This window comes from Paenibacillus sp. 598K (genome assembly GCF_003851045.1).
Classification (GTDB): Bacteria; Bacillota; Bacilli; order Paenibacillales; family Paenibacillaceae; genus Paenibacillus_D.
The window spans coordinates 1-20,999 of the sequence record NZ_BFBX01000046.1 but is presented as its reverse complement, the minus strand read 5'-3'; the positions used below and the strand labels follow the sequence as shown (position 1 = coordinate 20,999).

Annotated in this window: 23 protein-coding genes; 14 read left to right on the top strand and 9 right to left on the bottom strand. The window is 58.4% G+C overall.

Annotated elements, in window-relative coordinates; translation table 11 throughout:
• Window positions 1-248: 248 nt before the first annotated feature.
• Together PA598K_RS15035 and PA598K_RS15030 are read left to right on the top strand one after the other, a co-directional pair.
• Window positions 249-827, top strand: a complete 579-nt coding sequence (locus PA598K_RS15035) for a sigma-70 family RNA polymerase sigma factor (protein ID WP_128657757.1) — start codon at window positions 249-251, stop codon at window positions 825-827.
• Window positions 817-1,572: a DUF3600 domain-containing protein gene (locus PA598K_RS15030; protein ID WP_185601993.1), complete on the top strand. Its 756-nt coding sequence runs from the start codon at window positions 817-819 to the stop codon at window positions 1,570-1,572. The genes PA598K_RS15035 and PA598K_RS15030 overlap by 11 nt, the downstream gene beginning before the upstream one ends.
• A 79-nt stretch (window positions 1,573-1,651) precedes the next feature.
• Here PA598K_RS15030 and PA598K_RS15025 read toward each other — a convergent pair whose 3' ends face one another.
• The 6 genes from PA598K_RS15025 to PA598K_RS15000 form a co-directional block, all read right to left on the bottom strand.
• On the bottom strand, window positions 1,652-2,695 hold the full coding sequence (locus PA598K_RS15025; protein WP_128657755.1) for a sensor histidine kinase: 1,044 nt from the start codon (window positions 2,693-2,695) through the stop codon (window positions 1,652-1,654).
• The gene (locus PA598K_RS15020; protein ID WP_128657754.1) at window positions 2,692-3,393 is read right to left on the bottom strand and encodes a response regulator transcription factor; all 702 of its coding nucleotides are present in this window, start codon (window positions 3,391-3,393) and stop codon (window positions 2,692-2,694) included. Before PA598K_RS15020 ends, PA598K_RS15025 begins: the two co-directional genes overlap by 4 nt.
• A 51-nt stretch (window positions 3,394-3,444) precedes the next feature.
• Window positions 3,445-4,200, bottom strand: a complete 756-nt coding sequence (locus PA598K_RS15015) for an ABC transporter (RefSeq protein WP_128657753.1) — start codon at window positions 4,198-4,200, stop codon at window positions 3,445-3,447.
• Window positions 4,197-4,997 (bottom strand): ABC transporter permease, encoded by an 801-nt coding sequence (locus tag PA598K_RS15010; protein ID WP_128657752.1) that lies wholly within the window; start codon window positions 4,995-4,997, stop codon window positions 4,197-4,199. Before PA598K_RS15010 ends, PA598K_RS15015 begins: the two co-directional genes overlap by 4 nt.
• The gene (locus PA598K_RS15005; protein ID WP_128657751.1) at window positions 4,994-5,728 is read right to left on the bottom strand and encodes an ABC transporter ATP-binding protein; all 735 of its coding nucleotides are present in this window, start codon (window positions 5,726-5,728) and stop codon (window positions 4,994-4,996) included. The genes PA598K_RS15010 and PA598K_RS15005 overlap by 4 nt, the downstream gene beginning before the upstream one ends.
• Before the next feature lie 191 nt (window positions 5,729-5,919).
• The gene (locus PA598K_RS15000; RefSeq protein WP_185601992.1) at window positions 5,920-7,140 is read right to left on the bottom strand and encodes a helix-turn-helix domain-containing protein; all 1,221 of its coding nucleotides are present in this window, start codon (window positions 7,138-7,140) and stop codon (window positions 5,920-5,922) included.
• Between the two features lie 206 nt (window positions 7,141-7,346).
• Here PA598K_RS15000 and PA598K_RS14995 point away from each other — a divergent pair, with 206 nt between their 5' ends.
• The 5 genes from PA598K_RS14995 (at window position 7,347) to PA598K_RS14975 (ending at window position 12,541) form a co-directional block, all read left to right on the top strand.
• Window positions 7,347-8,381, top strand: a complete 1,035-nt coding sequence (locus tag PA598K_RS14995; protein ID WP_185601991.1) for an ABC transporter substrate-binding protein — start codon at window positions 7,347-7,349, stop codon at window positions 8,379-8,381.
• Window positions 8,382-8,408: 27 nt separating this feature from the next.
• Window positions 8,409-9,293: an ABC transporter ATP-binding protein gene (locus tag PA598K_RS14990; protein WP_128657748.1), complete on the top strand. Its 885-nt coding sequence runs from the start codon at window positions 8,409-8,411 to the stop codon at window positions 9,291-9,293.
• The gene (locus tag PA598K_RS14985; RefSeq protein ID WP_128657747.1) at window positions 9,286-10,119 is read left to right on the top strand and encodes an ABC transporter permease; all 834 of its coding nucleotides are present in this window, start codon (window positions 9,286-9,288) and stop codon (window positions 10,117-10,119) included. Before PA598K_RS14990 ends, PA598K_RS14985 begins: the two co-directional genes overlap by 8 nt.
• A gap of 78 nt (window positions 10,120-10,197) precedes the next feature.
• A complete protein-coding gene (locus PA598K_RS14980; RefSeq protein ID WP_128657746.1) occupies window positions 10,198-11,556 on the top strand; it encodes an LLM class flavin-dependent oxidoreductase in 1,359 nt (452 codons plus the stop codon).
• A gap of 46 nt (window positions 11,557-11,602) precedes the next feature.
• Window positions 11,603-12,541: a TauD/TfdA dioxygenase family protein gene (locus PA598K_RS14975; RefSeq protein ID WP_128657745.1), complete on the top strand. Its 939-nt coding sequence runs from the start codon at window positions 11,603-11,605 to the stop codon at window positions 12,539-12,541.
• A gap of 24 nt (window positions 12,542-12,565) precedes the next feature.
• Here PA598K_RS14975 and PA598K_RS14970 read toward each other — a convergent pair whose 3' ends face one another.
• Window positions 12,566-13,786: an Acg family FMN-binding oxidoreductase gene (locus PA598K_RS14970; RefSeq protein ID WP_128657744.1), complete on the bottom strand. Its 1,221-nt coding sequence runs from the start codon at window positions 13,784-13,786 to the stop codon at window positions 12,566-12,568.
• Window positions 13,767-14,378, bottom strand: coding sequence for a TetR/AcrR family transcriptional regulator (locus PA598K_RS14965; protein ID WP_185601990.1), 612 nt, complete (start codon window positions 14,376-14,378; stop codon window positions 13,767-13,769). The genes PA598K_RS14970 and PA598K_RS14965 overlap by 20 nt, the downstream gene beginning before the upstream one ends.
• A gap of 166 nt (window positions 14,379-14,544) precedes the next feature.
• On the opposite strand from PA598K_RS14965, the gene PA598K_RS14960 reads away from it, so the two are divergent.
• From PA598K_RS14960 to PA598K_RS14940, 5 genes are all read left to right on the top strand, one after another.
• Window positions 14,545-15,558, top strand: a complete 1,014-nt coding sequence (locus PA598K_RS14960; RefSeq protein WP_185601989.1) for an ABC transporter substrate-binding protein — start codon at window positions 14,545-14,547, stop codon at window positions 15,556-15,558.
• A gap of 36 nt (window positions 15,559-15,594) precedes the next feature.
• The gene (locus PA598K_RS14955; RefSeq protein WP_128657742.1) at window positions 15,595-16,398 is read left to right on the top strand and encodes an ABC transporter ATP-binding protein; all 804 of its coding nucleotides are present in this window, start codon (window positions 15,595-15,597) and stop codon (window positions 16,396-16,398) included.
• Window positions 16,376-17,242 (top strand): ABC transporter permease, encoded by an 867-nt coding sequence (locus tag PA598K_RS14950; RefSeq protein WP_128657741.1) that lies wholly within the window; start codon window positions 16,376-16,378, stop codon window positions 17,240-17,242. Before PA598K_RS14955 ends, PA598K_RS14950 begins: the two co-directional genes overlap by 23 nt.
• A gap of 103 nt (window positions 17,243-17,345) precedes the next feature.
• Complete coding sequence (locus tag PA598K_RS14945) at window positions 17,346-18,311, top strand: aromatic acid exporter family protein (RefSeq protein ID WP_128657740.1); 966 nt, start codon at window positions 17,346-17,348, stop codon at window positions 18,309-18,311.
• A 71-nt stretch (window positions 18,312-18,382) separates the two neighbouring features.
• On the top strand, window positions 18,383-18,748 hold the full coding sequence (locus PA598K_RS14940) for an immunity protein Imm33 domain-containing protein (protein ID WP_128657739.1): 366 nt from the start codon (window positions 18,383-18,385) through the stop codon (window positions 18,746-18,748).
• Between the two features lie 49 nt (window positions 18,749-18,797).
• Here PA598K_RS14940 and PA598K_RS14935 read toward each other — a convergent pair whose 3' ends face one another.
• Window positions 18,798-19,166, bottom strand: a complete 369-nt coding sequence (locus PA598K_RS14935) for a hypothetical protein (protein WP_128657738.1) — start codon at window positions 19,164-19,166, stop codon at window positions 18,798-18,800.
• Between the two features lie 193 nt (window positions 19,167-19,359).
• Here PA598K_RS14935 and PA598K_RS14930 point away from each other — a divergent pair, with 193 nt between their 5' ends.
• Window positions 19,360-19,926 carry an outer spore coat protein CotE gene (locus tag PA598K_RS14930; protein WP_128657737.1) on the top strand — a complete coding sequence of 189 codons (567 nt, stop codon included), beginning with the start codon at window positions 19,360-19,362 and terminating at the stop codon, window positions 19,924-19,926.
• A gap of 192 nt (window positions 19,927-20,118) precedes the next feature.
• Window positions 20,119-20,999 (top strand): hypothetical protein (locus PA598K_RS14925; RefSeq protein WP_148091946.1); only part of this gene is annotated, 881 nt, incomplete at its 3' end.

Below are 20,999 nucleotides of genomic sequence, written 5' to 3'. Positions count from 1 at the left end.
ACGCAAATGAGGGAGCCGGAGTACCGGCAGGGAAAAGCTGACCCCAAAGATCCGGTCCTTGGTGGTCTGGCGATGAGCGGCTCCGACTTCCGTTCCTCGCCCTTCGGACTCCGGTACGGGTTCGGCTACGCCCGCCAACCTAACACCTGCTGGAAATTCACTTCGTCCTATTTCAACTGTCCGGATCAGCTGGAAAAAGAGCGAAATGATCTTACAAATACGATTATACGAGGGAGGGGGAGAGAGACATGAACGGCAGTCGAGAGCTCGAACGTCTGGCGGCGATGGCTGCAGACGGGGACAAGCAAGCGTATGGAGAGCTCTATGAGCGGACTGTGACGGATATCTATCGCGCCGCCTATTATCTGGTCGGCAATCGGGCGGATGCCGAGGATATCGTGCAGGACAGCTATATCCAGCTGCACCGGTCGCTGCACGCCTATGACCCGGCGAGGCCGCTGCGCCACTGGCTAATGGGGGTGGTCATGCAGCATGTGCGCGCCCATCGTCGTCGGCGCTGGATGCAATTCCGGTTCGCCGGGCGGTCGGAGCGGCTGCATGATCGGTTAGAGGAGGACTTCTCCGGGCTCGTGATCGACCAGATGACGAACCGGATGCTGCTGCAAGGGGTAGGACGGCTGTCGTTCAAGCTGCAGCAGGTGATCGTCCTGCATTATCTGAGCGAGTATACGCAGGAGGAGATCGCAGGTATACTCGATATCCCGCTCGGTACAGTCAAGTCGCGGATTCACGCCGGATTGTCCAAGCTGCGTCAACAGCACCAACACACGACCAATGGAAAGGCAGGGGAGCTTCATGAAGCTTGAGGATCGGCTGCGCCAAGCATACCGCGAGGAATCCGTCGAGGTGACGCCCCCGCCGGAGATGAAGGACCGAATGATGAGACAAATCAAAGGAGGCAGACAGATGAAGGGAAGAAAATGGATGGTAGTCACGGTACTTGCAGCGGCGCTGATCGTACCGACAGGAGCCTATGCCGGATACACCTATCTGGCGGACGCGATCTATGGGTCCAAGCAGCAGGCCGAAGCGATGTGGGGCGCTGGTATGGATTATGAACGGCTGGAGGCCAAGCTGCAAAGCATCAAGCATGAGGTAAGCGAAGAGGAATATGAATCATTTATTGCGGTCATGAAGCGGTTCTCCAAGTTTGCCGCAGAGCATGGCGATGCAGACGGCACGGTCGATCCGAAGTCGCTCAGCAAGGAGGAGCAGCTGGTCTATGAAGACCTTGCCCGCCAGTTGGAGCCGGTATTCGAAAAGATGGCAAAGGTCGAAACACCGCTGACAGAGGCGCAGCTCATGAGCACCGACAGGTATTGGTTGGATAAGATCAACGAAGCCGAGCGGTCGTTTACGATCGAGGAGCTGAAGGAATTCAAGGCGCTGCTGGAACGGATACGGTCCTATGAGGGCAAGAGCGTCGACGAGTACGGGAATTTTGATGCCAAGCGTTTGACCGCAGAGGAGCAAGCCGACGTAAAGGAACTGAAAGAAAAAATTACGCCCTACCTGGAGCGTCTGGGGATTAGTCAGGGCGAGAACGATTAACTCGCGGTCATCCGCGCTTCGCTATAGACAATGCCGCCAGACCCATCGGAGCCGTCGTCTCGACGGCTTTTTGGCGTCCTTAACGAATCGGCAAGGTAAAAAAGAAGGTGGCGCCTGCATCTGGCTTGCTTTCGGCCCAGATCGCTCCTTCGTGATGTTGGATGACTTTTTTGCATATGGCCAGTCCAAGCCCTGCTCCGCCGAAGCTTCTAGAACGGGATTTCTCGGCACGATAAAATTGGTCAAACACCTGAGGCAGCGCCTCCTCCGATATGCCTGTTCCATTATCCGCGACTGAAACTTTCAGCCAATCCCCATCAACGACGGCTTCGATCTGGATCGTTCCATCTTCACGAATATACCGTCTGGCATTACTGATCAGGTTGTCGAAAACTTGCGCGATGCTATTTTCATTGGCATGTATGCGAACGGAGGGAAACGGTTTGACGACATGGAGCTGTGCCGGCAGATCGACAAACTCCGTTTCTATCGGTGCAAGGATGGAAGCCAATATGTCTCTTGAGTCCCGCGTACATAGCGCCTCTTGCGTACCGGCGATATCGAGCTGAGCATAATGGAACAGGCTTTCGATCAGATGATCGAGACTTTCCGTTTTATTTTTAATCACGCTGATGTAACGGTTAAATCTGGCCTTGTCATGAATAATGCCGTCCTGCAGCCCCTCCACATATCCCTTGATGGAGGACATCGGCGTCCGCAGATCGTGTGATATGCTGGCGATCAGCTCTTTGCGAGAATGCTCAAGCTGGGCCTGTTTCTGCATCGAGGCTTTAAGCTTATCTTTCATAAGCTCAAAGGCTGCGCACAAATCGCCCATTTCATCATTTTTGTTGTAGGCAAGCGAGAAATCGTAATGGCCGCTTGTTATTTTTTGGGTAGCAGCAACCAGCTCATAGAGCGGTCTCAGTATATTGGATCTAATAATCCAGACCAACACAAGCGAGCACATCACAAACGGAATGCAGAATGCCAATATTATTAGCAAATTCCGGACATCTGCAAGCATATTGGATAGATTTGCAGTCAGGAGCATGACAAAAATGGGGAGGAAAAGCAGAGACAGAAAGGATAAGATCAGCCGTTTCCGAATGCCAATCCTCATTGTTCACGCCCCCCAAATTTATAGCCAACGCCTCGGACGGTTTTAATAAAGACAGGGGCAGCAGGGTTATCCCCGATTTTCTCGCGGATTTTTTTAATGTGGATCGTCACCGTGTTCAAGTCGCCGTATTCGTTAAGTCCCCACACACTGTCATAGATTTGCTGCCGGGTCAGCACCTGGTTGGGATGCAGCGCCAGGAACCGCAGCACTTCAAATTCCTTCGCCGTACATTCCACCGATATCCCGTTCACTTTTACGGTGTAGGCTTTCAAGTCAATCGCCAGGTTGTCAAATGTCCTGAGGTCTCCTTCGCCGCTAGGCGCAGAGAGCTGATGAAACCGCCTCAGCTGGGCTTTGACTCTGGCTACAACCTCGCCTGGGCTAAAGGGCTTGACCACATAATCGTCAGCCCCCAGCCCCAACCCTAATATTTTATCGATCTCGGTCTTCTTCGCACTAAGCATAATAATCGGTATATTCGATTCCGCCCGGATCGTCCTGCACACCTCCATGCCGTCTAAACCCGGCAGCATAATGTCCAGAATGACAAGCTGGGGCTGGTATTCCCTGAACCGTGCCAGACATTCCTTGCCATCGGTACTGATGATGACGTCATACTGCTCCTCTTCCAAGTAATCCTTGATCAGCTCAGCGATCTCCAGCTCATCGTCTACGACCATGATTCGAATCGGATGCATACAGCTATCCCCCCTCAACGTCTATTATAGCATCGTCTGAGCGGGCTTCAGTCAGCTGTCCCGCCGGAGTAGCGCCAGCCCATACGCCAGCAGGCATACGACGGCCCAACCGGTCAGCGCAAGAAGAGCAATCGGTACCGGCAATCGGGTCATCTCATAGGCCGGGGCGCCCAGCACACTCATAGCCGCCTGATCCGGCAAAAACCGCAACAACTGCGGCCACTGCATCAACACGCCTGTCGCAATGACGACGGGAATGAAAACGAGGATCGCCAGCGGGGCAATGGCATTGCGCCAATACCCGGCCAAACCGTACGCGATACAACTCATTAGCACGTAAACAACCATCCACCGACCAAGGTCTGCGAGGATGGAGCCGGCATGAAGTCCATCGGTCATCCCCAGGATGACGCGAGCTGGGAGAACGGCGATCAGGAAGGCTAACAGGATGCTCATGACCATGGCAATCCATTTCCCATACATCAGACGCTTGCGATTGGGAACGGTGGCAAGAGTCAGCCTGAATTGCCCGTCCTTGTACTCGCTGCTAGCCGCTATCACCGGTATAACGAGGAACACATAAATCGGAAAAAACATCACTGCTCCAAAGTCGGAAAGCGTGGCTGGCGGTTGATCGGCATGCACAGAGAACATGACTCCTGCAGCGTCAATGATGGCAAAGGCAAGATTAAGCATTAACGCCAGCAGAAGCGTATAGATGCTTGCGGGATGGGTGATGATCTTGGTTGTTTCTGCGGCAACCACATCTCGAAGACGGATGGCCGGCGGCGCAGTCCTCTCGTTCATCGCGCATCCCTCCGCGTAACCGCAGCTATGGAAGCAAGGAACAGACCTAACAACCAGACAGCCAGTACCCATGCCCCAAGTTCGGGACTTGAACTGAAGGGCGGACCGGCCACGCCGCTGTCCGACTGCAATAGCAGGTTACGGGCTGCGCTGATCGGCGTCCAGGCGTCCAGGATCGGGTTCACTAGCGTCAAGATTTGAGTCATGGTTATGAGTATCGCTCCTGCCATGATCAGAATTCCGTACAGCGTTCGTTTGGTCACTAGCGTCACGCCAAGCGTGAGCACGGTTATGGCGACCATGAAAAAGACGCCGCCTGCTACTTTTATCCACGCTTCCGGCCGCCATATGAGCCCCGGTTGCCACCCCTTCACACACTGGTATGTGAAGATGAACGTCAGAGCCGCATAAACCAGCCCTGAGAGCAATGCGAACAGGACTGCCGCTATCGTCTTGCCAATGACGAGCCGGGGCCGGGCAGGGACGGCCAGCACGCTTAATCCCAGCTGACCCGCGCGGAATTCGGCCCCGCCAATAACAGCCCCAAGCAGAATGAAGAATAAGCCCGGGTTAAAAAGAACCGCGCCCATCGTATCAAAGAAATCAAGCTCGGCATCTACAGGTTTGCCATACCACCAGTGCATGCCGTTCTCATCTAACGTTTGTAGGGTTTCCAAGTTCAAGGAAAAGGCCTGATACTGATAAAAAAGGTTAATCGCTAACAAAATCGCTGCGACAATCCATACGCTCCGCTGGGTGATGATTTTGGTGAACTCAGACCGGATAATTGCCATCACCAGCTTTCACCGCCCTTAATGCCCGTTAGACCAAAAAAGGCTTCTTCCAACGAGTCATAACCCGACGTGACCTCAGCCAACGAACCGGAGGCAATGATGCGTCCTTTGTTGATGATGACGAGATCATCGGCAATTTTGGCGGTTTCATCCATCAGATGGCTGGACAACAGCACGGTATTGCCCTGCCTCGCATAGTCGCGCAGCAGACGTCGGATGGACCGGATGCCTTCCGGGTCTAGCCCGTTGACAGGCTCATCTAACACCAGAATCCGCGGCTCGCCGAGCAGAGCCGCCGCCAGTCCCAAGCGTTGCTTCATGCCCAAGGAATAGGCGCGAACCCGCATGCGGGCCGCTTGAGTCAGTCCGACCATGTCCAATACCTCTGGTATGCGTTGCTTTGCAATGCGGTTGGATTGTGCAAGCCAACGGAGATGGTCAATCGCGCGGCGCTCAGGAATAGCGGATGCGCCATCGATCATCGCGCCAACCGTCCGCAACGGTTGAGCATGCTCAACATACGGTTTGCCTTCGATTAACGCGGTTCCGCTTGTTGGACGGTCCAATCCAAGCAGGATACGAAGGGTCGTCGATTTCCCCGCACCGTTCGGTCCCAAAAATCCCGTTACCCTGCCCGGGCAGACGGTGAACGATACCTTGTCCACAACGGATGTTGGGCCGTAGGTTTTGGTTACTTCATGAACATAAATGGAAGCCTGGTCTTTTGTAAGCATCGGTTGCTCCTCCATTTTGCTTATCAGCAGTTTCTTTAGTCTATTTCATTATCCGGGCTCCAAATAAACTTGCGCATGCCGGAAAATAAACAAGCCATGGAAATTGCATTAACGTTTGATAAACAAAAAATTCGTCTATGTAGATAGACAAGAGGCGGCCGATGATCCTGCTGATCATTATCCAGGTGTAGTCAGTACAACTCATGTCTCATCCATTCCCCTTGGATCGGTCCATCGCCCGGCACCGGGAGTTTCAGGGACTCCATGGCCCGGTACAGGAACTCCGGCCTGCAGGGGATGCCTCCGGGATGGGAGAACAGGGCTTCCGAGGGATGCCCCTCTTCCGGATGAAGGCGTTCGAGCGTTTGCATATCCTTCTTGTATATGGCCGCATCCCAACGAATGGCGGCCATAACGCGCGCGGCCACCTCCGACGGTATTTCCCGGATGCGAGAGACGATCGCCGCCGCCTTGGCCGGGTCGCTGCGGATGAAATGATGAACGCGCAAATGGGCCCGCAGATAGGCGATGACTGCGCCGGGATGGTGCTCCGCCCACGATTCGTCTGCGATTACCCCGGTCACATAATCCTCCTCGATCTCTTCCTGGAACATGACCCTTCCTGTCCCATAATGCTTCATAAGACTAATATAGGGCTCGCCAAGCAGACTGGCGCCGAGCCGGCGCTGATGAAGTGCGGACATGCTGTCGTCAAGCTCACGGTGCAGCACCTCGGCCTGCTGCGCGATCCCCAGCCTGCGCAGCAGTGCTGGCAGTCTGCCTCCAGCACTGGACTGGGCGACGGCGGATACCGCGAAGTCTGCGAGCTGGGAAGCGTGATGAATACGGATATCGTTGCGCACGACAAGCGACAGTCCCTCGCCAGGGGCGCTCTTGCCGTCAAAAGCCAGCAGCACCGGACGGAAAGCAGGCAGCATCCGGCTGAGTGAGAAGCTCAGCGCAATCGGATAGTCGCCAAGCGAGGCGAGCTGGAGATGACCGCCGATCAGTTGCTGCAGCAGCTGCGGGCCGTTGCTTGCATCCACCCAGCGCACCTCTGCAGGTACGCCGCCGCGCATCGAGGCTAACTCCTCCTCGAACCAGCCCAGCTCCTTCATCACCAGCGAAGTCCATACCTGAGCGGAACGACTCTGATACCCGACGGCAATTGTTTGAGATTCGTCAGCATCAGGGTCAGCGGCGCGGGCTGTCGGTTTTGCCGGTTCGCCCAGGACGGTGGAATGCAGGTGAATCCATTGCTCGAGCTCGTTTTTGTCGATCAGGACCTCTTTGCCGATTTTTTTGAACGGAAGATGCTTGTGCTTCCGCCATCTGTCCAGCGTTGATCTGCTGATGTCCAGCAGCTCCATGGCTTCATGTACGGTCAGTAGGTTAAATTGACGCATAGGCATGACATGTACGCCTCCTCCGCAATAAAAGTCACTCCTAATCCGGCTGAACGTGGTCATTCGTCGTCATTGATGGTCAGTTGTTGTCAGAGCGTTGACACTCCGAAGAGCTGGTTTTATAGTCAATTATATGCAACAAAGCATAGTAAGTATATAGGAATTTAGGGTTATTGAAATTGTCGACTACTTGACTGAACGGAGGTCTTCAATTGAAGAAACATCGCAAAGCCCGACTGTTTGTGCTCTCTTTATTGCTAGGGACGACGACGCTGGCTAGTGCCTGCGGCAGCACCGCCGGAGGCGCATCGGCCTCGCCGGATGGCGGCGGAGAAGAAGTCACGGAGCTGCGCTATCAGGGCAGCGTAGGCGCGGTCACTTATCCCGAGCTGGCCGAGGATCTGGGTTACCTGGCACCGCTCAAGCTCAAGTTCATTGGCAACACGATCAGCGGTCCGCAAGATATCCAGGCCGCTGTGACCGGGGACACGGATTTCGGCGGAGCCTTCAACGGGGCGATCGTCAAGCTGATCGCCGCCAAGGCGCCTATCCAGGCCGTCATCAGCTACTATGGCGTCGATGATCTGACCTGGACCGGCTACTACGTGTTGGATGACAGCCCGATCCAGTCGGCCAGAGATTTGATCGGCAAGAAGATCGCAGTCAATACGCTGGGCGCCCATCACGAATTTGTGATCAAGGAATATCTGCACCGCTCCGGATTGACGCCGGAGGAGATCAAACAGGTCACCCTCGTGGTCGTCCCGCCGGTAACCTCCGAGCAGACGCTCAGAGCCGAGCAGATCGATGCTGCTGCAATGGGGGGACTGCTGCGTGACAAGGCGCTGGAGCGAGGCGGTATCCGGCCGCTCTTCACGGATCGGGAGCTCTTCGGCAACTTCAGCGCCGGCAGCTACGTGTTGACAGACAAGTTTATCGAAGGCAATCCCAATGCGGCGCGCAAATTCGTCGAGGCAACAGCCAAAGCCATCGAGTGGGCCAGGAACGCGCCCCGGGAAGAAGTTGTCGCCCGCTATGAGAAGATTATCCGAGAGCGTAATCGCAAGGAAGACACGACGGCAGTCCAGTACTGGAAGAGCACTGGCATCTCCGGAGAGGGAGGGCTGATCGAGGATCGCGAGTTCCAGACCTGGATCGACTGGCTCGTCAATGAGGGAGAACTGGAGAGCGGCACCTACCGTTCGGAGGAGCTGTACACCAACGAATTTAACCCTTATCAGAAGTGAACCCGCTAGAAGAAGGGAGATGGCGTCATGAGCGTCAAGCTGAGCTTGGAGCATGTGCACAAAACGTTTCGGATCCAGCGCAATCTGGGGCAGCTGAAGGAGCAGGCACAGCCGATCTCCGCCCTGCAGGATATCAACCTGGAGGTGAGGCAGGGCGAGTTTATGGTTATCGTCGGCCCGAGCGGCTGCGGCAAGTCGACGCTGCTGGACTTGCTCGCCGGGCTGAGCACCCCGAGCACCGGTCAGATCCTGCTGGACGGCAAGCCGATCACGGGTCCTGATCTGGACCGCGGCATCGTCTTCCAGCAGTATGCGCTATTCCCATGGAAGACGGCGCTGGGCAACGTCGAGTTTGGTCTGGAGGCCAAAGGCGTCAAGCGCGAGGAACGTCGTCGCAGAGCCCGCGAGTTCATCGCACTTGTCGGACTGGAGGGCTTCGAAGACCGCTATCCCCATGAGCTGTCCGGGGGGATGAAGCAGCGGGTGGCGATCGCCCGCAGTCTTGCCTACGACCCCGAGGTGCTGCTGATGGATGAGCCATTCGCCGCCCTGGATGCCCAGACCCGCGAGACGCTGCAAAGCGAGCTGCTGCGCATCTGGGAGACGACCAGGAAGACGATCATCTTCATCACGCACGGCATCGAAGAGGCTGTTTATCTCGGCCAGCGGGTAGCTGTCATGTCCTCCCGTCCCGGGCGGATCAAGCAAGTGATCGATATTCCCTTTGCCTCGCGTGATCTGGCTGGCGATCTGCGGTCCGACCCGGCGTTTGTGCAGCTGCGTCATGAGATATGGGAGCTGCTGCGGGACGAGGTGAGCCGCGCGCAGGAACAGGAGAAGAGCAAGACGCTGGAGGGCTTCAAGTCCGGCAAGGGCAGAGCAGCCCGGAAAGGAGCGGCCGACCATGGCTAACGGCAGAGCAGGGGAACTCGTGCTGCGCGAGCGGCGCAGCCTGGGGGGAGCAGACTGGCTGTATGCCAGGCTGCGGCAGTTGTTCAAGAATTCAATCGTCATCCTCGCCTTGGCGGCGGTGTGGGAGGTTGCTCCCCGGACGGGACTGGTCAATGTGACCTTTTTCCCGCCTTTGAGCGAGGTGGCAGCTGCCTGGTGGCAGCTGCTGCTGTCCGGCGATCTGGGCGATCATGCGGCAGCCAGCCTGTCGCGTTCGCTGGGCGGCTTCCTGCTCGCGATCGCGGTCAGCATCCCGCTCGGCCTTGCGATCGGCTGGTGGAAGCCGGTCTCCGAATACCTCAATCCGTTCCTGGAGCTGATGCGCAATACGGCGGCGCTTGCGATCCTGCCCATATTCATCCTGCTGCTGGGACTCGGCGAGACGTCGAAGGTGGCGATCGTCTTCTATGCTTGTTCCTTCCCGCTGCTGCTGAACACGATCAGCGGGGTGAAGAACGTCGACCCGCTGCTCATCAAGTCCGCCCGCTCGATGGGACTGAGCTCGGTCGGTCTGTTCCGCAAAGTCATCCTCCCGGCCTCCATCCCCACGATATTCGTGGGGATCCGTCAGGCGGGAGCGAGCTCGATCCTGGTGCTGGTCGCGGCTGAGATGGTCGGCGCCACCTCGGGACTCGGCTACCTGATCCAGTACTCGCAGTTCAGTTTCCTCATTACGGAGATGTATGCAGGCATCCTAACGATCTCCGTCATCGGCCTGATCGTCAACTACGTGCTGGTTACGCTGGAGCAGCGTCTGACGGCTTGGAAACCGTCAGCGAGAGAGTAGTAGAGAAGTTCTCGGCTACATGAACGTAGCTTTTGAACGCTCTGCTAGGCAAGCTATTTTGAGAGGAGTGTTGGAACCATGAGCAAGCAGAAAAGACAGCTGCATCTTAATCTGTTCCTGATGAACGTCGGCCATCACGAAGCGGCATGGCGCTACAAGGGAACGCGCCCGGAGCGCATTACGGATCTTCGCTATTATCAAGAGCTGGCCAGAGCGGCGGAGTCGGCCAAGTTCGATTCGATCTTCCTCGCAGACGGTCTGGCGGTCAACCGCCACATCAAGCACGGCGCCTTCGTCGGGCTGGAGCCCTTCACACTGCTATCCGCCCTGGCTGCCGTAACCGAACGGATCGGACTGATCGGGACCGTCTCCACGACCTACAACGAGCCCTACCATGTGGCGCGCAAATTCGCTTCACTGGACCATATCAGCAACGGTCGCGCGGGCTGGAACATCGTCACCTCCGGCAGCGTGTTCGAGGCCAACAACTTCAACCGCGACACGCATCCGGAGCACCACAAGCGCTACGAGCGGGCGGCAGAATTCCTGGAGGTGACGACGGGCTTGTGGGACAGCTGGCGGGATGATGCGCTGGTCGTCGACCGGGAATCGGGGGTATTCGCCGATCCCGACAAAGTGCAGCCGATCGGCCATGCCGGCGAGCACTTCCAGGTCCGGGGACCGCTCAATATCCCGCGTCCGCCGCAGGGTTATCCGGTGCTGGTGCAAGCCGGATCCTCCGAGGACGGCAAGGCATTTGCCGCCCGGTACGCCGAAGCGATCTTCACGGCCCAGCAGACACTGGAGGAAGCCCAGCTCTTCTACAGCGATGTCAAGGCGCGTCTGCTGCGATATGGCCGCACGCCGGACCAGTTGAAGATCCTGCCCGGGATCTGCCCCGTCATCGGGGCGACGGAGTCGGAAGCAAGGGAGAAAGAGCAGGAGATCAATGAACTGACGGTGCCGGAGTACGGACTGAACCAGCTCTCCAATATGCTTGGTGTCGACTTGTACACCTATCCGCTGGACGGCCCCCTGCCAGAGCTGCCGAGCCTGGACGAGATCAACGGCAACAAAAGCCGTTTCCAGCTGGTCATCGACTTGGCGCAGCGGGAGCATCTGACGATCCGCCAGCTCCTGCACCGGCTGGCTGGCGGTCGCGGTCACCGTACGTATGCGGGCACGGCAGTCCAGATCGCCGACCAATTGGAGGAATGGTTCCAGGGCGGCGGGGCGGATGGCTTCAATGTAATGCCGCCTTATCTGCCGAGAGGCCTTGAGGAATTCGCGGCAGGCGTCATCCCGGAGCTGCAGCGACGGGGGTTATTCCGTACCGAATATTCGGGAACTACGCTGCGCGGCCATCTCGGTCTGGAGAGACCGGCCCATCCAGCACAAGTGGAAGGCCTGGGACGCAATATTGCAGTTAACGGGTAAGTCGGTTCGGCCGAAAGAAGAAATCATATTATGGGAGGTTATGTAGATGAGCAATGTTGAAACGGTTCAATCCAGCGAGCAGAAGGGCTTGTCTGTCCATCCGGTAGCAGGAAGAATAGGCGCTGAGATCCGCGGGGTCCGGCTGGCGGGCGATCTGGATCAGCAGACGCTGGACGCGCTTAGGGAAGCGCTGCTGCGATACAAAGTCATCTTCCTGCGCGGGCAGCAGCATCTGGACGATGCCGGTCAGGAAGCCTTTGCCGCAAGGCTTGGCAGTCCGGTGGCCCACCCGACCGTCCCGATCAAGCAGGGCACCAGCTATGTTCTCGAGCTTGATGCATCGCACGGAGGACGTGCGGATTCGTGGCACTCGGATGTTACCTTCGTCGATGCGTATCCGCAGGCTTCGATCTTGCGGGCCGTCAAAGTGCCTGCAGCAGGCGGGGATACGGTCTGGGCCAATACAGTGTCTGCTTACGAGCATCTCCCCGAGGCGCTGCGTCAGCTGGCGGATGGCCTGTGGGCGCTGCATAGCAACGATTATGATTATGCCGCTCAGCGCAATCAGGTCTCCGATGAGGCGGTGCGCCATCACCGCGAGGTGTTCCGATCGACGCTGTACGAAACCGAGCACCCGCTGGTCCGCGTCCATCCGGAGACCGGCGAGCGCGCCCTGGTGCTCGGCCACTTCGTCAAACGGATCATCGGACTGTCCTCCGCGGATTCTGCCCAGCTGCTGTCCTTGCTGCAGGGACATGTGACCAAGCTGGAGAATACGGTGCGCTGGCGGTGGGAAGCCGGCGATGTGGTGATCTGGGATAACCGGGCCACGCAGCATTATGCCATCAATGACTATGAGGACCAGGAGCGTATCGTGCGCCGGGTCACCATCGATGGCGAGGTGCCCGTCAGTATCGACGGCAGACAGAGTGTCGTCCGGCAGCCGCGCGGCGCCGGGGCATCCGCTGAAGCGGCGTCCGCTTGATCCCGGACCCCATCTTCACAAGACTTATCCATGCACCTGGATCTCTTCCATGCCTCGTCTCGGGCTGGGGAGAGCCACTGACTCCGGATAGCCGATCCGGAATGTGAAGATGCACGGCTGTCCCGAGAGGCCCGGCAGTTGGCTGTAAGCCTCTGAGAATCCCGGAGACAGGCCGAGCTGACGCTCGCGATCGATACGTTCATGAGGCTGATTGAGCGGCTGCATGGCCAGTCCCAACTGCTCAGCCGACAGGTGCAGACGCTGCCAGAGCCGGCCGGCAGCGAGCAGCTGCCGCCGGTCCGAAGGGTCTGGCACGGTAATGCCGCCAAAGGCGGCAGCTGTCGGAACCTGCACATCCCGGGTCGAAGCCAGCCAGTAATCGTGGGCGGTCTGCTCCGAGACCGGGATCAGCTTGCCGAACGCACGGATGAGAAAGCCGTTGCCCGTGGCATCCAGCGTCGTCCCATCCTTGCGCAGCTGCAGCTCGTCCCAGCTCTCACGGTACCAGCGGTGACTGTCGCGCGCTTGCACTTCATCGGCGATAATGGCCTCGGTCGCTTGGATAACCAAGCGGCCGACTTGCTGTCTGTGGGCCTCTGCTGTCCACCAGTGCAGCCGGGGCCCGCTTCCGTCCTGCAACGCGGAGAGCTCGCGCAGCAGCCGTTCGTCTACCGGGCGTCCCGTATCATAGGCCCCACGGTTCGTGTGACGCGTCGGGATGGCATCGTACAGTGCGGCATGATGCGAGGCTGCATCCAGCGGGCGATCGCTGAGCTCAAGCCGGGCTACGTGTACCTGACGGAAATCTCCTGCATGCAGCGTCTCGCGCCAGCCATAGCCTTGGGCAGTGGCTGTCAGATGCAGATTTTCCAGGAAACAGCCCAAGCTGATATACATCTCCCGATAGAACGGATCGATGGAGCCGATATTGCGCGAGAGATCCATATAGAGATCGATGGTGTCGCCCTTCACGGAGACCAGCCAGGGCTGGGTGTTGTGGGCGTTGGAGGCGAGGATCGCCGAAGCTAGTCCGCTCTCGGGCTGTCTGCCGGCGGTCTGCCTGGCCGCCCACTCCTTCCAGCCTGTGTAGGCGGGTCCCTTGCCGGTGGAAAATACGCCGCGCTGGAACGTTCCCCACAGTCCGCCTCCGGCGAGCAGGATCCCGCCGCCTGCGACGGCCTTCAGGAAGCTGCGGCGGGAAAGGTGGCCGGTGGATTCCTTTTCATTAGCTGCTTTTTTCGTCATGGTGCAATGCTCCTTCGTTCAGATAAGGGCGCAGCACCGTCATCAGCACTGCGATTCCTTCATCCATTTGTTGTTCGGTGACTTCCTCGCCATTCATCTCCACCAGACCAAGCCAGTTATTGGCGATCATCCAGCATGCGGAGAGCAGCCGTCTCATCTCCCGGGGATCCTCGGGGCCGGAGAGAATGCCGGCCGCCCGGATCTGCTGCGCAAAGGCGGCCTGATCTGCGAAGCGCTGCTCGGTCATAAGGATATGCCGCGACTTCAACTGGTCATCCAGGCTTAAGAGGATGATGGCCTCCCGGTAGAAGAAACGGTATTGCCACAGCAGGCCATAGTTCAACCGCAGCTTGCCGAGAAAGCCGAATATCGTCACCGGTTCATCCGCAGCAAAGGTCCACACCTCGTCCCAGCGGGCATACATCTCCTCCAGGATGGCCCGGATGATCTCGGTTTTGTTGCGGTAATGATAATAAAGATTGCCTGGGCTGATGCCTGCTTCCTTGGCGATATGATTGGTCGATACCTGTCCGGTGCCGCTCTGGTTAAACAACCGGACGGCAGCGGACAGGATGTTGGCGCGGGTAGACATAAGGATCACCTTATTTTTTAGAGTAATTACTCTAAATTTAACATGAGTCTTGCTATTATGCAACATGTCCCTGTGTGTGGCTGCACTGGGCCCCTGTCTACTCACAAACACCCACACGCCCGCATAGGCTAGGAGTACTTAAATGAACCAAGGTGGAGGGATACTTATGCGCATGCGGATAGGGGCGGCATTGGTCGTCGTGGCAGTGATGATCGCTGCGCTGATCGCGGGGTTATGGGAGAAGGACGGGCAGGACACCGTGAAGCTCAGAGTCGGCGAGGTGACGCGCTCGCTGTTTTACGCGCCACAGTATGTCGCGCTAAGCGAAGGCTTCTTCGAGGCGGAGGGGCTCGACGTCGAGCTGACGACGACCTTTGGCGGCGACAAGACGATGACGGCGCTGCTCTCGGACGGCATCGACATCGCGCTGGTCGGCTCGGAGACCTCGATCTATGTGGCGCAGCAGGGCGCGACCGATCCGGTCATCAACTTTGCCCAGCTGACCCAGACCGACGGCACGTTCCTGGTGGCCCGCGAGGCCGACGAAGCATTCGACTGGCAATCGCTCAAGGGGAGTGTGTTCCTCGGGCAAAGAAAAGGCGGCATGCCGCAGATGGCCGGCGAGTTCACGCTCAAAAAGCATGGCATCGACCCGCAAGCCGACCTGGAGCTGATCCAGAATATCGACTTTGCGAACATCCCGGCGGCGTTCGCATCGGGCACGGGCGAGTATGTGCAGCTGTTCGAGCCGCAGGCGTCGATCTTCGAGCAGGAGGGGCGCGGGTCTGTCGTCGCTTCGTTCGGGACCGAGAGCGGGCATCTGCCCTATACCGTCTTCATGTCCAAGGCCAGCTACCTGAAGGACCACGAAGAGGCGATCGCCGCCTTTACCCGGGCGATCCACAAAGCCCAGCTGTGGGTGATGGAGCAGGACAGCGGCGTCATCGCCGACAGCGTGCTGCCGTTCTTCGAGGATACCGACCGCGAGCTGGTCATCATGGTCATCAATCGCTACAAAAATCAAGGCTCCTATGCGTCCGATCCGATCGTCGACGAAGCGGAGTGGAACAATCTGCTCGATGTGATGGAGTCGGCCGGCGAGCTGAAGGCACGGGTAGAGCATGCCGAGCTCGTCGACAACCGCTTCGCCGAGCGGGCGATCCAGGACGCCGGCCAGTAGCCCGCTGCATGCCGTCATGAAAGGGAGGAGACGCAGATGAAGCCGATGCTGGAATTGCACAGTGTGTCGCATGTATATGTCAATGACAAAGGCGCCTCCCTCGCAGTGGAAGGGCTGGAGCTGAGCGTCGGACGGGGCGAATTCGTCAGTCTGGTCGGCCCGAGCGGCTGCGGCAAGACGACTGTGCTCAGTCTGCTGGCGGGCCTGTTCCCGCCTGCGCGCGGCGAGATCCTGCTGGACGGCCAGCCGGTGCGCGGACCCTCGACTAAGGTGGGTTATATGCTGCAGCAGGACTATCTGTTTCCGTGGCGGACGATCCTCGACAATGCGCGGATGGGGCTGGAGGTCCGAGGCGCGATCACAAGCGAGCGAACCGCAGAGGTGAGACGGCTGCTGGAGGAGATGGAGCTCGGCGGCACCGAGGAGCGTTATCCGCATGAGCTGTCAGGCGGCATGCGGCAGCGGGTAGCTCTCGTGCGGACGCTGGCGACCGAACCTGAGGTGCTGCTGCTCGATGAGCCGTTCTCGGCTCTGGATATGCAGATCAAGCTGCAGCTGGAGGATCTCGTCCAGCGTACGCTGCGCCGACTGGGCAAGACGGCGGTGCTCGTCACCCACGATCTGGCGGAAGCGGCGGCGATGAGCGACCGCGTCATCGTGCTCGGCAGCCGACCTGGCCATATCCGCCAGGTCTTCAATATCCCGCGCGAGATCCAGCAGCGGCTGCCGACGGGAGCGCGCAGACACCCCGGCTTCCAGGACGTGTTCGATGCGATATGGGAAGAGCTGGATGCCAGCGAGGAAGGAGCGGATGCCCATGACAAGCCGACCCCAGATTAAGTCCTCGCAGCAGGAGGAAGGCTGTGACCAATCGCAAGCCGGCTGGCTCCGTCAACTGCATGCCGGCTATCGTCGCTCCGCCAGACGGCGGACTGTTGCGGTGCACGCCGTCCAACTGGCGTTGCTCTTGCTGTTCCTCGGCTGGTGGGAGGCGGCGGGCCGCTGGGGCTGGATCGATGTGCTGCTGTTCAGCTATCCGAGCCGGATCGCGCATCAGCTCTGGTCGACGCTGCTCGACGGCACGCTGCCGCCGCATATCGGCGTGACGGTAACGGAGACAATCGTCGGCTTTCTGCTCGGTACGATTGGCGGAGCACTGCTGGCGGCGCTGCTCTGGTGGTTCCCTTTCGTCTCCAGAGTGGCCGATCCGTATCTCGTCGTCCTCAACAGCATGCCCAAGGTGGCGTTGGGGCCGATCTTCATCGTCAGTCTCGGACCCGGCTTCCTGTCCATCGTGGCGACGACGCTGTCGATTACGGTCATCATCACAACGCTCGTCATTTACAATCGATTCCGCGAGGTCGATCCCCATTACATCAAGGTGCTGCAGCTGTTCGGCGCGACGCGCGGCCAGGTGTTCCGCCTCGCGGTGCTGCCCGACTCGTACCCGGTCATCATCTCGACGCTTAAGGTCAACGTCGGTCTGGCCTGGATCGGCGTCATCGTCGGCGAGTTTCTGGTTGCCAAGGCCGGGCTTGGCTATCTGATCATCTACGGATTTCAGGTATTCAACTTTACGCTCGTCCTGTCGTCGCTCATCGTCATCGCTGTCGTGGCGGCCCTGATGTACCAGGTGGTGGCGCTGGTGGAGCGCAGATTGATGGCAGGCTGGAAGGAGCGTTAGCTCCCCGTGCGCCCCCCCAGACAAAAGAGGCTTTGCGAGCGAACCCAATAGCCGATATAATCTATAATAAACAATAGGCATCGATGAAATGGGTGGGAGCAAAGTGATCGGAATTCGCGTTATCAAAACGGCCATCGCCGGCTTGGCGGCGATCTACACCGCAATGTATCTTGGACTGACGCCGGCCTTGTCGGCTGGTCTATTGGCAATCCTCGGCGTCGAGGTCACCCGTATGCGCGGCATTCGCAATGTCGCGACCCGGATGATGGCTTCGGTGCTGGGGTTGTTTTTTGCCTCGCTCATCTTTACGCTGCTGGGCTTCGAGATCTGGGCGCTGTCGATCTTTATCCTGATCGCCTTCCCGATCCTCACCCGGCTGAAGCTCAAGGAAGGCATCGTCACCAGCTCGGTCATCGTCTTCCACGTCTTCCAGAAGGAAGAGGTGTCGCTCGCGCTCATCGGCAATGAGATCATGCTGCTCGTAACCGGGCTCGGCTGGGCGACGATCGTCAACATGCTGTACATGCCCCGGGAGGAGCACAAGCTGAAGGATCTTCGCCATCGCATCGAGGCGACATTCAGCAAGATTTTCCAGGAGTTGGCGATGACGCTCCAAAATCCCCGCCATATGTGGAACGGCGAGGAGCTGCTGCTGGCGGACGACCTGATCAAGCAGGGGCAGGACCGCTCGTCTACTTATCAGGAAAATCGGCTATGGCGCTACGAGGCCTATTGGCACACGTATTTCGAGATGCGCAGTCAGCAACTGGAGTCGATCCAGCAGATGCTGACACTGATCGCCTTGGTCTACGAAAAGGTGCCGCAAGGCCTGCTGCTAGCGGATGTCCTGCTGCGACTGACGGAGGAAGTGAAGTCTGACGTATATATCGGTGCTGTGGAGCGAGAGCTGGACGAGCTGGAGGAGCGATACCGCGAGATGCCGCTCCCGCAGACGCGCGAGGAGTTCGAGGTGCGAGCGGCTGTGTTGCAGCTCTGTCACGAATTGGAGCGATACCTGTCGATCGCCAAACGGTGGAAAAAACCGATGCCGCGACCTGCATCCGCGTGAACGGTATCTGCGAAGGGCAGAAGGACTACAGTTCGGCGCAAGCTGAAAATGAGGAGGAGGAGTGGACAAGGATGGAGGAGCGCCAATCAGAGCAAGCCTTAACGAGGCAGCAGAAGGAGGTTTGCGAGAGATACGATGCGGAGTATGTGGCATGCGATCCCGCGCTGAAGGTAGGGATCGCATGGAATGTGAAGTCGCGGATGGAGCCGATCCATGGACTTCGGCTGCCCCCTGTAGGCGATACGACGGGGTGGTATATCTGGTCGGGCGCTTACTCGGAGGCCGACGATTTTTTTGTGCCGCTTCATGCGGCGCATGTGCAAGACTGGAATCCGTTGATCCTGCCCTATCTCGGACTTGCGCCGGGTTGGCGCTTCGTGATTGCGACGGATTACGAGGATATCTGGTTCGATGAGGTGCTGCTGCAGCGCAAGTAACGATCAATGCTTGTCCATGCCGGGACTTGGCAATGGCGCGCAGCTGCGATTATTTAACCAATCCCATCTCGCGCAGCCGTTCCTTGATCGAGTGCAGCTTTTGCTCCCGCTGGGCGACAGCTTCGTCGACCAGCAGATCGGGCTGAACGGTGATCCGTTCGAGCAGCGATCCGAGCAACTGGCAGCTGGCGACGCCCATCTGTCGCAACGCAGATAACTCCTGCCAGCTCGACTGGAGCACATCCCGGATCGTCATATATTGGTTCGCCCGCAAGACGGTGAGCATCCGGCGCAACGTTTGTTCGTTATCCTCCTCGCGCAGCGCTGCATGAAGATAGGTCAGGTCTAGTTGTTGGCACGTTTCCTTCACCGGGTACGTCATGATGAGCGGCCACGATGATTTCACGTGTATACGCATGCGGTTCACCTCTATGTAAGTAATGCCTCTATCTAACCACGCGCAACTATACAAATTCTTATCAACGCTTGGCTTCTCGCGCCCATGCCCGGCTTTTTCAAAAGGTTCGAGATTCCCGCGCCCAGATTTATCAACATTTGCCCATGTCCTGCATACACTTTAATTGAATGATTGTATGGAGGAGGTTAAGTCGATGGCATTGGCAGATAAACAGCTTCAGTGCAGAGAAATTATAACGAAAGCTGTCTGCGGCAAGGGTCGTAAGTTTTCCACCGTTACCCATAATGTCACACCGCCCGAGCATCCGACGAGTATACTGGGTGCCTGGATTATTAATCATCAATACGAAGCGGTGCGTTCGGGCGACGGAATCGAGGTCATCGGTACTTACGATATCAACATCTGGTATTCCTATGACAAAAACTCGCAAACTGACGTCGCAAAGGAATCGATCTCTTATGTAGAAAGCGTCCCGCTCTCTTACCTGGATGCCAAACACAGAACCTCCACGGAGGAAGTATCGGCCGAAGCGACGCAGGATCCGAACTGCATCGAGGCTAATATCTCTTCGAGCGGCACGTCCGTTGTGCTGCGGGTGGAGCGGGAATTCGCCGTCGAGATGATCGCGGAGACCAAAGTGTGCGTGGCGGTCTGCCCGGGCGGGTGCGAAGGCCATGACGGCAAAGGTCTGGACTACGGCTTTGACGGTGAAGGCGATTATGACGATCTGGATCCGGAGCTGTTGGACGACGAGCTGTAAGCCGGACCCGCGTATTGCGCGCTGCTTGCATTGATAGTGCGAGCGGCGCACTTGTTCTTTTTTCTTTCATGTTGCATTGTATGCAAAGCCATACAAGGTCGTTGAGGGCGGAAGCCCTCTTTTTTCTAATTATTTGGCCGTGTGCGTTCGGACGCCGGGCGCCGGTGGCACCGCAGAGAGAGGGGCTCGGACATGGCGGGTAGCGTATGGATCTGGAGCGAGGGCTGCTGGCGGCGGGAGTGCGCGGCGCTGGCGGCAGTCGACCAGCCGATGGAGGCTGCTGGTGTACGCCGCGGCGCAGGCGCAAGGACCGTCGCAGACGTGCTGCGCGTTGCAAGCGCAGGCAAGGCAGCCGAGCGGAGCGTACGCGGCGGTGCAGACGCAGGGACGGCAGCTGAGCGAGGCGCGCCGGTATCGCGTGTCAGCGCTGGTCTGGGACGCGTGGCAGGTGCGCGTGAGGGTGTAGGCGGAGTGACCGATTTAGGCGTGCATAGCGATCAGCTCGAAGGTCCGACCACTGGCGATGCCGGCTTCATCATGCCCGGCGAGCGTTCCTCGGTATGGGGCGATCGCAGAGGGAGCGTTTCGTTCTCCAATACGTCGGGCGGATCAGGCAAGGCGTCGCGCCCGGCGGATTTTTGGCTGCTGCGCGGCGCGGCACAACTCGGAGAGGATATCACCTCGCATCGCTCCAGGAGTGCCGGGCGACAAGCGCCGGACTCGGTGGGCGGCGCGCTGCCTTCAGCGCTCCGTCAGCGCTTGGCGCAAGCGGGCGTATCCGTCTGGCAAGCGGCTCAGCCGCTATCGCAGCTGCGGGAATACGCGGTGCCGGTGTTCCACCTGGAGGCGCTGGCCGTCGAGCGCATCTATCGGCAGACAGATCGTCGCGACGGTGCGGCGGGAAGGTTATCAGGAGCGGCTGATGCAGAGACTCGATCGCCGATCATGGATAGCGCGTACGCTGTCGCTCGCGAGGCGCGCCGTGCTGCTGCCATATGGAGAGAGGGGCAGATGCCAGACGATGCAGCTGCCATATGGAGAGAGGGGCAGATGCCAGACGATGCAGCTGCCAT